General features: G+C 43.6%; 13 protein-coding genes. 5 read left to right on the forward strand and 8 right to left on the reverse strand.

Features of this window, described 5'->3' with window-relative positions:
- Positions 1–13: 13 nt before the first annotated feature.
- The gene (locus DES40_RS04315; protein ID WP_233345412.1) at positions 14–292 is read right to left on the reverse strand and encodes a phosphoglycolate phosphatase; all 279 of its coding nucleotides are present in this window, start codon (positions 290–292) and stop codon (positions 14–16) included.
- 257 nt (positions 293–549) lie between these two features.
- Here DES40_RS04315 and DES40_RS04320 point away from each other — a divergent pair, with 257 nt between their 5' ends.
- A complete protein-coding gene (locus DES40_RS04320) occupies positions 550–1,092 on the forward strand; it encodes a helix-turn-helix domain-containing protein (protein ID WP_121099314.1) in 543 nt (180 codons plus the stop codon).
- A gap of 26 nt (positions 1,093–1,118) precedes the next feature.
- Here the strand turns inward: DES40_RS04320 and DES40_RS04325 are convergent, their stop codons facing one another.
- The 7 genes from DES40_RS04325 to DES40_RS04355 form a co-directional block, all read right to left on the reverse strand.
- Positions 1,119–1,934 (reverse strand): aspartyl/asparaginyl beta-hydroxylase domain-containing protein, encoded by an 816-nt coding sequence (locus tag DES40_RS04325; protein WP_121099315.1) that lies wholly within the window; start codon positions 1,932–1,934, stop codon positions 1,119–1,121.
- Positions 1,935–2,045: 111 nt separating this feature from the next.
- Complete coding sequence (locus tag DES40_RS04330) at positions 2,046–3,254, reverse strand: CDP-glycerol glycerophosphotransferase family protein (RefSeq protein WP_121099316.1); 1,209 nt, start codon at positions 3,252–3,254, stop codon at positions 2,046–2,048.
- A gap of 97 nt (positions 3,255–3,351) precedes the next feature.
- Positions 3,352–4,050 (reverse strand): HAD family hydrolase, encoded by a 699-nt coding sequence (locus tag DES40_RS04335; protein ID WP_170144877.1) that lies wholly within the window; start codon positions 4,048–4,050, stop codon positions 3,352–3,354.
- Positions 4,043–5,473 (reverse strand): lipopolysaccharide biosynthesis protein, encoded by a 1,431-nt coding sequence (locus DES40_RS04340; RefSeq protein WP_121099318.1) that lies wholly within the window; start codon positions 5,471–5,473, stop codon positions 4,043–4,045. The genes DES40_RS04335 and DES40_RS04340 overlap by 8 nt, the downstream gene beginning before the upstream one ends.
- Positions 5,474–5,496: 23 nt before the next feature.
- Positions 5,497–6,252: an NTP transferase domain-containing protein gene (locus tag DES40_RS04345; protein WP_121099319.1), complete on the reverse strand. Its 756-nt coding sequence runs from the start codon at positions 6,250–6,252 to the stop codon at positions 5,497–5,499.
- Positions 6,249–7,394 carry a hypothetical protein gene (locus DES40_RS04350; RefSeq protein WP_121099320.1) on the reverse strand — a complete coding sequence of 382 codons (1,146 nt, stop codon included), beginning with the start codon at positions 7,392–7,394 and terminating at the stop codon, positions 6,249–6,251. Before DES40_RS04350 ends, DES40_RS04345 begins: the two co-directional genes overlap by 4 nt.
- A 62-nt stretch (positions 7,395–7,456) precedes the next feature.
- Positions 7,457–8,032, reverse strand: a complete 576-nt coding sequence (locus DES40_RS04355) for a DUF2141 domain-containing protein (protein WP_121099321.1) — start codon at positions 8,030–8,032, stop codon at positions 7,457–7,459.
- A gap of 106 nt (positions 8,033–8,138) precedes the next feature.
- Between DES40_RS04355 and DES40_RS04360 the strand changes: the two genes are divergently transcribed.
- From DES40_RS04360 to DES40_RS04375, 4 genes are read left to right on the forward strand one after another with little or no spacing between them, the layout of a single operon-like run.
- Positions 8,139–9,356, forward strand: coding sequence for an LptF/LptG family permease (locus tag DES40_RS04360; protein WP_121099322.1), 1,218 nt, complete (start codon positions 8,139–8,141; stop codon positions 9,354–9,356).
- Complete coding sequence (locus tag DES40_RS04365) at positions 9,349–10,428, forward strand: LptF/LptG family permease (RefSeq protein ID WP_170144878.1); 1,080 nt, start codon at positions 9,349–9,351, stop codon at positions 10,426–10,428. The genes DES40_RS04360 and DES40_RS04365 overlap by 8 nt, the downstream gene beginning before the upstream one ends.
- Before the next feature lie 35 nt (positions 10,429–10,463).
- Positions 10,464–11,432 carry a diacylglycerol/lipid kinase family protein gene (locus DES40_RS04370; RefSeq protein ID WP_170144879.1) on the forward strand — a complete coding sequence of 323 codons (969 nt, stop codon included), beginning with the start codon at positions 10,464–10,466 and terminating at the stop codon, positions 11,430–11,432.
- Entirely contained in the window at positions 11,429–12,343 is a 915-nt protein-coding gene (locus tag DES40_RS04375; protein WP_121099325.1) for a hypothetical protein, read from the forward strand. The genes DES40_RS04370 and DES40_RS04375 overlap by 4 nt, the downstream gene beginning before the upstream one ends.
- Positions 12,344–12,348 lie beyond the last annotated feature (5 nt).

Here is a 12,348-nt window from a genome sequence, read left to right on the forward strand (position 1 = left end):
TATCGCTTGTATATTAAGCAAAGTTCTCTGTTGATTTAACGGGCACTCCGTTAACCATATTTGATCGTACATCTGTACGTGCAGAACGCATAGAGGCTAAAAAACCGCCCTGAACAAGATTGATGCGTACATCATGCCCCCGTTCAGCCCAATAAGCTTCAATTTGTTCTTTTAACTTTTCGGCGCCTTCGCGCGTGCAATAGTCACCTTTCATAACATCCTCTTTCAATTTCAGTTCAATATTCGATAAATGCGGGGGAGCGCACATAACCGAATTTTCTGTTGTCGTCATCCGTGAACTCTAAATAAGCATATGCAGCTATCTTGCAAGAATACTCATAGGTTTTTCTTATAAAATATTTGTCATCTTGTTTTTTCGGAAAATTCAGGCTGTGTTCATATTAGCTGAAATTCAGAATATTCCACCTAAATGCCTCCTATATATGAAATATTTTATTATCTTTAGCGCACTTTAAGTGCACAACCCGCTTGAGCTGAAAATAAATTAAACTTATAAATCTGAAAACACACATCAGTATTCAAATATTTATGCCCAACCTTCATTCTCGTATAAAGCAAAACAGAAAGCGTCTAGGGCTTTCACAAAGCGATTTAGCTGAAAAATGCGGCGTAAGTCAGCCAACCGTAGCGAACTGGGAGCGCGGAGGACACATTCCAAGACAAGAAGCTTTAAAACGAATCGCTGAAAATCTCGGTGTAGATTCAGTTTGGCTAATTTCAGGCGAAATGCCCGTCAATCAGTCCCCTGCATTTCAATATTTGAACACGCCCATACGCCATGTTCCAATATATAATTGGTTTAAAAACGCCCGAAATTTCTCAACAGCTCTCCCCATACGCTATGCGAGTGTAGCGACGGAGTCCGACGATGTATTTGGCATCATAGCTCCTAAAAATAGTGAATATGGCGAAGGCACATTATTAGTATTCGACCGCACGGCCAAAATTGCCGCGAACACTCGCTTTCTTGCGCAAGATCATAAAGAATTAATAATTTCTGATGCCGCAACAATAGAAGGCTCAAACCTGTTGCCACTTGCTCGACTGATATACTCAGTAGTGTCCCATTAAAATAGAACTGAAGTAAACAGGTTGAATTACGGCTTAGCGGCAGGTTCAGACATCGCTTCCATATTTGCGTCTGCTTGACGAATTGCAGCCTCAAGACGGTCTTCCGCGGTTTGAAGATTCTTTTTTGGATCTTGATAAAATGCTGTTAACTTCATCACTTGCAAGAAAGACTTATTTAGAAAACGTCCCCAGAACTTCATAGGCCTATCAAAATCGAACAAAAGAATGACGCGCTCTTCATCCGTGTCGTTCCAGACTTCATGCTCATACGTGTCATCGAAAACAAAAATCTCACCCTCTTCCCAAGCCGTAATTGTATCTTCCACTCGTATACGGCATTTCTCCCTGTCTTTTGGAATTATCAAACCAATATGGGATCGCAGGATGCCTTTGGTGACACCTTTATGCGCCGGAATATGGTAACCTGGCGCCAATATTGAGAACATAGCCGTTTGGAGATTAGGCACAGTTTCTAGAATTTGCGCCGTTTTGGGGGCTAAGGACGCATTTTTTTCTAAACGCTGCCCAAAGCCAAAAAGAACAAAGGTTTTCCAATTTTGCTCTTTTGCAAGACGGTATTGATCCGGTGAAATTTCTTGAAACCCTGGAATAGCCTCACGGTATTTCAACACCTCTAAGGCTTCAGCTTGTATTGTCTTCCAATTGTCTGTGAATTCACTCAGAAACGGAAAATAAGAATTATCAATTTTAGGCGTATCCGGCACAATAGATTGACCCGATTGAAACTTCGCTATTTTTCTAACAAGTTTCTTTCCCGTCTTTTTAATGAAAGCACGTCTCGGGTTCTTAAGGTGCTGGGGTTTTTCAACTGTATCAACCATAGTGAGCGCCCGTTAGCGCGAAATGCGCTTTTCGTCTATCCTGTATATTTGTTAAATTCAGCCACATTAAAGGACTGATATCAGCCTTAACTTGAGCCTGAAGGCTATCGCTTATTGCGCTGCCTCCACGAAAGGCTCTGAATGCGCCTCCTGATTTAAAAATTCGGCTATAGCATCTGCTGCCTTCACAGAGGATTTGCCCCCTGAAAACTCAAAAGTATCTTCGAAGGCTTGATTTTGAGCCGGCAAATACTCTTCGTGAGTTTCCTTCGCTTGACGGACCATTTCAATTAGATTTTCAACACTGTCCAATACCGGACCTGTTGTCCAATTTGTATAGAACGGGTTACCAGCCCAATCAGCATTATGAGAGTTTAGAAAAATCGTAGGTCTACGCTTTTCTAAAAACTCGTATATTTGTGAACTCACATCGCCAATGTATATGTCGGCACGCCGCGTGTAAGTCATATCAACACTTCTTGCAGAGCCTAAATCTATATGGATGTTAGGTAAATTTTCGAAGCGTTTCGGTAAATTTTTCCTAAGTCGCACACGCTTGTGTTCAACCGATGTGTGCATTTTCCGTTCAAACAACATGATATGAGGCGCAAAAATTAGGTTAATGTCAGGCGTCTTTGCAAAAGCATCTAAAACATCAACGCCCATGTCGTACCAAGAAGATAAATGCGGATCAAAGTGCGGGTTGTACAACACAACTGGATTATCGTTTTCAAACATATCAAGATTAGCTGGAACATGGGGGACGAAATCAAATTTAGGGTAACCCGCAATAGCATAATGCCCATCTCGAATTAGGCCGTGCTCTTTATGCCTTTTTTCGTCTTTCTCGCCAGCAACAAGGACGAAATCAAAGTCACGTATGGAAGACTTTTGCGCCACAGCGCGATCCCCTGCCCCATGATGCGTTAGTACAAATTTCAAATGATTTAGGCCAAATTGGGTTTTTAATAACAAACTCGTAGATTCAGGCACTACAAAAACATCATAAGAAGACAGAAGTTCAAGGTTGTGTTTTAAGACTAAGACACGGCGTGCTGGCGCGACAGCATTTGCTGCCCTCACAATACCTTTGTCAATCTTACTCACATCCAGATCAACAAAGTTAGTTCTCCGACTTAACTCAGGCCCCAAACCTGAACAAACGAGTTCCTTTTGATCCTCAGTAGAGGTCAAGACATCAATATTTAAATGCGGATGGCGAACCAACATTTCTTTTAAAATCGGTGCCGTATGTGCCACTTGGTGCGGCACTTCATGGTTATAAATAAATCCGATTTTTAATTGCCTAGGGGTATGCATGTCATCTTTCTTTTACAAAAACTTTATATAACCATTTCATCAATACGCATGAAATAAAATATCGTTTCATTTCAAGTCGATAAAAATGCCAAAATGCTTAAACGGCCTCAAACCCCTCTTTTGACGCCATCCAATTTTGCACTCGCATATTACAGGCTTCAGCGATCTCTTTGAACTTTGGAGATGGATCAACCACAATGGGACAATCCACGACCTTCAGTAACGGTAAATCAGCCTTGCTATCAGTATAAAAATAAAGTGTTGATGTTTCCTTTTTGCTCTGTTTGAGAAAGCTTAAGGTTCGATCCCTTTTTGCTTCGCCGTAACAATTTGGGGACGCAAAATTTTCTTTCAAGGCCCCGCTCTCGTCCCAAGCCATTTCAGTTGCTACAAAGTCGTGTATATTTAAATACTTACAAATGGGCGCTACGACCAAATCAACTGCCGCGCTCGCAATTAAAATTTGATGCCCTTTATCTCTGTGATACTCCAATGCTGCGATACCTCCTGGACGCAATCCTGTTTTCACTGTCTCTCTCGCAAAAGCCTCAGCCATTTGCTCTAAGCGCTCTCGCGGCAGACGCATTAGGCTCCAACGCATCATCGTTTTTTTAACAGCACCTCTTGGAATTTTTCCAAATTTATATTGAATTTGAAAGGAAAGAGTACTGAACAACAAAGGCAACCAAAGGTGAGGTTTATTCTGAACAGAACGCCAAACAAACCGCCCCCATGTCCCGCGCTTCGTTAAAGTATAATCCAGATCGAATATAGCGACGACAGGTTTCTCAGTCACCACAGGCTCCTTTTGACTTTGTATCATTTACTATCGCCAATCGGGCCTCCTTGTTTAATCCGTTGATGGTGTGTTTAATCAATATACCAACGACCATCATGCTAACAAAATACCCCACGACGACAGCGATTGCAGCTCCATATTCTCCCACGAGGCGCGTCAAGAAAAAGAAGCCAGCAATGTAAGCTACAAGCCCCGCAAGCCGAGCATAAATGGCACGTTCCGGCTTATTTGCCGCATAAAACACAGGGAAAAGCGGCGCAACCGCGGCATAAAGCGCGGCTCCAAAAACAAGAATTACAGCAAGCAGAACCGAGGCTTTATATTCCTCCCCTAGGGTGGACGCCATAATAAACGGCCCCGTTATGAAAATAACAAAAGAAAGCAACAACCCTACACTCAAAGAAATAACGCTAGCCTTTGTCACGAGCTTTAAAATCTGCCCCCCACGCTTGTTACTGATTATACGGGCAAGCTCAGGATAGATTGCTTGGTCAATAAGCTTAACACCCTCCGAAAGAAGCTTCGCAATTTCTTCTGCAATTCTATAAATAGCAACGAAAGCAGGCCCAAACACAGCCATAACTAAAAGTGCTGGCAAATGAGACACGCCAGCAGCTAGGGTCGAATCCACGTTAGATTTCCAAACGAAACTCCACAGGCCTTTACGCGGTGACAGAAATTTTTCATCTGAATGCCATATAAGTTTGAATAGGTTACGCCAACAAACTTCATAAAGACCCAACCCAATTTTGAATAAATAAGCAAAAACGGAAGCAAACCACCATACACACAAAAACCCTATGACGCCCCACCCCATTGTCATAGCGAGTATTGCTCCGCCAAGGCGCAAAAATGGCATTACGAGTGCAGCAAAAGCCAACCATTGAAACTTATCAAATAGACGTAACACCCCAATGGGCGTCCCTGTAAGTTGGAATAGAACGACTGTAGAATACATGAAGACAAGCGGTTTTAGCTCCTCAATATTAAACCCATCTGCTTTCGGAGCTAGGCCGGGAAAAGCTTTCACCAACGCAACATAGGCCCCAAACAATAGCACAGCACTGCCATAAGCAAACAAAGCTGAAAACACGTCAATCTTCGCGCTAAATTTAATCAATCCCCCTAATTTTTCTGCGTTTTTCTCACTTTGATCGACAGAGCCAAACCGAATAATTGACTGCCAAGTTTGGAAAGTTGCGACTTCCGCAAAGAAAAGCATATAAGCATGGAGAAATATTATTATTCCAAAACTGACTTGATTATCTAGTGCTCGTTCTGTGATAATCAGAGTCGCCAGCCCCATAAGCATACCAATAGTTTTGGCCCCCATTAACCATCCAGCATTAGCGGCCACACGATGCCCTGAGGATTTATCACAAGTGATATCCAGAATTGGTGTTTGGGAAGTTTTGTTCACAGATATGATATAGTCTATCTTGATTAAGAATTGAACCGAGAGAGCAGTATCTTTTCCACGACATCGTGATCTGAGACCTTATCGACATCAATAGCCGCCTCAGCATAGGGCAATAAAACTGGAGAAGCCTTAATCCCTATTTTTTTTCCAGCCTCATCAAAAGCTTGCGAAATCGACAATCGTCCTGCTGCATATCGTATCCCAAGCCCAATCCCGACCTTTCGCGCCAATTGTAAGGGTTTCTTACGCAAGTGTTGCGCCTCACGCCAAAACTCTAAAGCGGCCAATCCTTGTGAATTTGCGATATAAAAGAGATTGCACCCTGAGACCGCCGTATCAGAAAACCGCAAATAAGTTCGTTTTGTTTCTGGATAGGCAGACTGAATAGTTTGTTCATCAGCAAGCCCAACGCAAAAGTCGGCGCCAGTCTTCTGTGATGCTTCTATGAAGAAACGCAAGATATCGGCGGTCAGCAAGGGATGGTCACCAGTCGTCATCAAACAAGGAAAGCTTGCATCTTTCAGCGCAAGCAAAGCGCTATCAGCAGGGCCATCACCTGAGGCCGCGATACTCCAGCCTTCAGAAAGAGCGGGATACCCCGAGACGATAAAGGGACGTTTTAATTCTGCTGCATCCAGAGCTTCCGCGACCCACTTAATCATGGGCTTACCTATCAACTGAGTTTCTACTTTGTAGGTCACATTGAAAGCTTCGCACAGCGGATCAGCCACGCCTGCTCTTTGCCCAGCGAGAACAAGCACTTGCGGAGAGTTATTCATGAAACGACCAGATCTTTTTTGTACATGCGATAAGTTTTATAGGCTTGGGCAGCGGCCTGCTCACAAATTCCAATCATGCCTTCATTATCTTCTAATATCCAAGACAGCTCGCAATGCGTGAAACCTTTAACTCTGCCTGCTGCGAAAACTGTTTCGCAAAGCTGTGCAACAAGGGACAGACCTTTTCGAGTATTTTGATGCTTCTTTCTAAGCCCCATTAGTGGAATACGCGATTGTTTCGCCCCTGAGACCTTAAGCCTCCAAACTAACTTAGCCCAACCGAAAGGTAACAATTTTCCATTTAGGCCTTTTGTTAACTCATTCAAATCCGGAATCATGCATATGAAGGCAGCAGGTTCTCCATCGATATATCCAATCCATAGCCCCTCTTTAAAAATCAGAGGACGTATCTCTTTTGCCATATGCGATATTTGTTCGTCTGAAAATGGAACAAAACCCCAATTTTCGGACCAAGCATCATTGAATATATCCATAATTAAATCGACCTCTTGCCGAAACTTGGACATATCCAAACTACGCCAGGTGATAGATTTATTTTTATCAGCGTAATTAAGAAGTGATTGTAAGAACTTTGAACGAGGATATCCCGCTGAAAGATCAGCTTGAAACGCAAACATATCGGTGGCTTTTAACAAACCAAAAGATTCATACGCGGTTTTGTAATCCGGTCTCCCATAAGGCATCATAACAACAGGAGGTGTATCGAAACCTTCGATTAACAATCCACATTCTTCATTTACACTCCATTGAGCCGGGCCAATCATTTGTTGACGGCCTTTCGATATCAACCAATCTTCAGCTGATTTGAGCAATGTCTCTGTAAGTCCCTCAGTTACAGCACAGTCTAAATAACCAAAAAAGCCAGCATTATCATTGCAGTGTTCATCATGATATTCATTGATAAATGCCGCTATTCGGCCAACGCATTTCGCCCCATGATAAGCCAGAAACAATGCTCGTTCTGTGGGCGCCCCAGGATTCTTTTTTACTGAAAACTGTTCTGATCGCTCAAATCTTAGTGGGGCTCGCCAGTTTGAATCTGCTCTGTAAAGGCTATATGGTAAATCAAGAAAGACTTTTAGCTCGGCTTTAGTCTCAACAGATTTAACCACAAAAGTCATGTATATACTTTATCCTCTAAGGAGGGATTCAAAGCGAACGCCTCTTAAGCCGAGAGCCTTTGCTAATCATCAGCCCCTAGGTCAACTAAATTTATGACTATATCGACGCCTGTGAGAGGAACATCAAATGAGGTTTCAGAATATTTCGGAAGCCTCAAAGCTTTGATTTCTGGGTTATTTGAAAGCCCATATGGCTCCAAAGGTTTAAAATTCCAAGCTTTCTTCAGCTTCCTATCTCCATCCCGATCATGATAGCCTACAACCGCATAAGACCCTGGAAGAGGAACATTTATACAAAGCTTTTGCGACCCTTCTTCAGCCGGGACACGAATCTTTCTCAATTTCCCTTTTTTCTTTAGGAAGTTAGCCTCACCAAAAAGTTCTAACTTTAAGATTCCCTCGGCTGTGACACCATTAACTGTGACGCGAATTTGTAGTCCATTTTCAACGCAGTAGTCAGATTTATCCCGCTCAAACAGATTCAAACCTGTCTGTCTGGCAATGTCTGAAACGATGTCTTGCTCACCTTCTTCTGCGTCATCTGATTGCGCCATAGCTGGCAAGGCAAAGAAAAACCCGAAAACAGCAAATATTGCTAAAAATTCGCGTAAAAATCTGTGAACTAAGTTTGCTTTCACGGTCTACCCTTATTAAGCCTATTTCAAAGTCATCTAGTGTATTCGGTCTGAACCAAGACTGAATATGGGGATAGGATGATAAGTGTAAAGGAATAACCTCAGATATATGCTAGGTCGGCTAAACCAATATTTGATGAAACGAGCCGCCGTGAGTATTGGCGGCCTCGTCGTTTTTGCTTGTTGCGTTCTCTTATTAGAACGGCTCCTAAGGATATTTGAAATCGTGTCGAATTCCGCAGATCCGGCCGCCGACGCAACCCGAATGATTTACAATTTGCTACCTCATTATTTAGGTATGGCCGTGCCCATGGCGCTCCTATTGGGAACAATCATCACGATTGATCGGTTTTCTCGCTCAAGCGAACTTACAGCCGCTCTAGGTGCTGGCATTTCCCTATTTCATATGACGAAGCCATTCTTATTGTTAGCGAGTTTCTTAGCCTTCTTAACCTTGTTCATTGAAGGTTACATGCAACCTGTGGGCCGATACAACTATCGGCAACTTGTCAATGTGGTGAAACAACAGAGCTTCACCGCAGCGCTACGTGAAGGTACATTTACAACGGTTGGCACTCGGACGTTCTTTGCTGGCACTGATTTGCCTGGCGCCGCGATAGGCCCAATTTTCATTTATGAGTCTTCCGAAGATGATTTGAACAATCAAACTGGTTTTCGAATTACAACGGCGAGCGAAGGACGACTCGTTGTGCGCGAAGACACCAACGAACCTGTTCTCCAACTTTCATCAGGCCGCGCTAATCAGGTCGACAACGGCACGCAAATTGACGGCGACCTTGGGTTCGGTAGCGCTTCTATAACGGGTGCAGCCTCTGACACTAAATTTCGAGAGAGAGGAGATGATGAACGCGAACTAACGTCAATGGAACTTTTCAAAAACAGACACGGCACCGTTTACGACACCTTGAGCGTTGAGACTAATAACGCGGCGCTACATTTGCGAGCAGGTCGCGCCGTACTTTTGCTCATACTCCCGTTTATTGCGGTACCTTTTGGACTAAACTATGGCCGCAACCCTTCATCTGCGGGTATTTTTATAGGTGTTGTTTTTTTAGTTTCACTGCAAAAAGCGCTCGAATTTGGTCAAAGCCTAGGGGCCTCTGGTAAAATACCGCCATGGCTAGGTATTTGGTCAATCATTGCAATTGTCGCAATATTTGCTGCATATATCTTTTGGAAAAGTGCCTTCAAAATGGGACAACCTCCATTAACAGCCTTCGCACAGCAAATCTCGCATTACCAAGGCAAAGTAGTCAAGAAACTCTCCAACATTCGATTAAAGCTTGCTGGAGTCGAACGTGTTTAAGTTTGGCTTGTATCTAACGAAAACTTTTCTGCTCACGTGGCTTACAACTGTATTTGGGTTTTTAGTCCTGATTGGACTATTGGACAGCCTTGCCAATGGCGGTGATATTGTGGCGAGTGGCCAGGGCTTTCACGGCACGTTTAAATATATGCTCTTGCGAGCCCCAGTTATTTTCGACCGAATTTTCATGTTCACACTGGTCGTAGCTATTCTGCTTGTTTTTGTTAAATTGATAAGACAGCACGAATTGGTTGCGCTTTTAGGGTTTGGTATCTCTGCTCCAAAACAGATTTTACTACTTAGCCCTATTGTACTCGCGGCGAGTGTTACCTCTATCGGTTTTATCGACTTTGCAATGCCGCCCGCAGTACGTTCTTTGCAAGCTTGGGGTATTGGGGAGTATAAAGTTAAAAACATCACCTCTGAAAACCCATTATGGCTTGAAGATGGACAGGATATCATTCGCGCGACGCAGCGCGTTAGCTTCGAAACCTTAGGCGACATTCAAATTTTTGAACGGGATGAAACTGGCGCTGTAAATTCTGTTATTTGGGCGGAAACTGCTACATTTAAGGCGTCAAACTGGGCCCTTAATGGCGTCAAGATTCTAACGTTAAAGGGTTCTGACGGAGAAAAACGAAGCGCTTTAAGAGATACCACGCCCCGTGCATGGGAAACCAACCAAACACCAAGATCTATCGCAAGATTAGCCGCTGAACCGAGAGATCTTTCATTAGGTGAAATGAAGACGTTTAGTGTGCGTGGAAATTCTGGCTCCAAGCCACGGTTTGCTTACAGTTTTTGGCATGCACACAGATTAAGTAGACCTTTAGCCGCGTTAATTTTGCTCGTCTGTTGCGTCCCCCTAATGCAGCGCACCGGACGTGAAGATACTGGCGACAAAGCTTTAATACTCGGCATTACTATGGGGTTCATTTTCTTGATTATAGATGGTGCTATGGCGACATTTGCTACATCGGGCGGTATAGAAGTTATGACCGCCATAGCGTTCCCTCTTGCCATATTCGGTCTATTTGGTGCCTTTTTACTCGTTCGCACTGAAAGTCTATAAATAGGCCTACCATGCAACGGATAAGAGATTGAATTGTGCTCCAAGCGCCTCAAATACATAATCTTAAACCCGTTCTAGCCATTTCGAACGCAAAGGCACGGTCAGTCTCTCAAAAAGGCTCTAAAATTCAGCTCTCAGCGCTGCCGAGGGGCAGCAAACATCATATAAGTCGGGATAAATCAGACCTTGGCAAACTGCTTGAGCAAGCAAAGAACGACAAAATAGCACACATCCTGATTGAAGGCGGTGATGGTACTGTCCGTATGGTGATGACGGCGCTTTTGAACTCATATGAAGACACTTCCCCTTTACCAGCCGTCTCAATCCTCCCAAGTGGAACAACAAATCAAATAGCAAGAAACGTCGGCTTAAAAAACTTTTCTGACATGCGCACAATTGTGAAAGGGGATGTTTCTGAAACAAGTGTTCCTCTTGTAAAAATAGAAATAGTTGGCGCCGGTAAAGAGAGCGCTCCCCCTTATTTTGGTTTTCTCTTCTCAACAGGAGCTTTGCCACATGTCAGTAAATTTGCACAAGAGAAGTTCAACAAGAATGGCGTTGGTGGTGGCACAGCAGTAGTCGGCGCCTTTTTGAAGGTAATGACTGGCAATAAAGAAACTTTAATGCCTCCGGAAAAACATAAGATGCGCGCCCGGATTGGTGAACAAACCATTTTTAAACATAAAGGCAAAGCTCTTGGAACAATGATGACCACTCTACCTACGCTGATGATGGGCCTTGATCCATTTTGGGGACATGAAGCCGCTCCCTTACGTTTAACATGGGCTGAGGCCGATAGCCGCCACTTAGGGCGAAATGTTGCGGGACTTTGGATGGGGCGAAAACAAGATAGAGGCCAAGACGGGTTTCACAGTCACAATATTGATCGCCTAGTTTTACGCACCCTGGCTCCCGCTGTTTTGGATGGAGACTTTATAGATATTTCAGGAGCAAAAATTCGTGTTTCAGCGTCCCGCCCGGTTCGGTTTTGGCAGTCCAAATGAGCGATAAAGTACTAGATATCATTAGGTCTGAAAAGTTGGAACCCCCAGCAAGGGTCAATGCAGTCTTAGACAAAATTGAAGAGAGGCATCCAGACAGAGTTCTCGCTTTCGTCTATTATGGATCTTCATTACGGGAAATCGAAAATCCTGACAAAATGCTAGATTTCTATGTTCTTATAGACAGCTATCGAAAGGCTCATAAATCCATTTTACGAGCTTGGTTAAATCTCACAATTCCTCCTGCTGTTTACTATTTAGAATTAGAACAGGATGGAGTTGTTTCGACCTGCAAATACTCCCTTATGACTTTGAAGGAATTTGAAAAACGCTCAGGAAAAGATGCGTTTCACTCTCAGATTTGGGGCCGATTCTCTCAGCCTTGTGTTCTCATGCGGGCACAGAACGAGTCCATAGCGGAAAGAGTGTATAAAGCTCGTACAAAAGCTGTAAAATATATGGCTAGCCAATCCGCCCCATTAGTCGCCCCGTCTGCCACTGCAGCAGAGATATGGGGACGTGGCTTTTATGAAAGTTATAGAACAGAATTACGTCCCGAAAGTTCAGTCGGGCGTTCCACAGAAATTGTTGAACGTTTTAATGAACGATATGAAACAATCTCACGCGCCATATTCGGAGAAGTCGATTCTAAAGGGTGTTTTAATATCTCCACAGATGGCGCGAAATCTTTGTCGCGCAAATGGTTTTGGAGACGCGTTAGAGGCAAACCTCGCTCCATTTTAAGAGTTGCGCACGGCGCCCTCACCTTTGATGGCGGAGTAGATTACGTCATGCGCAAACTTAAAAATCATTCAGGTGTCGATTACAAACCGACACCGTTTCAAAGAAAACACCCTTTTCTAACGGCCCCAATCATGGGGTGGAAATTATGGAAAATGGGCGCGTTTAGATAATATAA

The organism is Litorimonas taeanensis (assembly GCF_003634015.1).
Lineage (GTDB): Bacteria > Pseudomonadota > Alphaproteobacteria > Caulobacterales > Maricaulaceae > Litorimonas > Litorimonas taeanensis.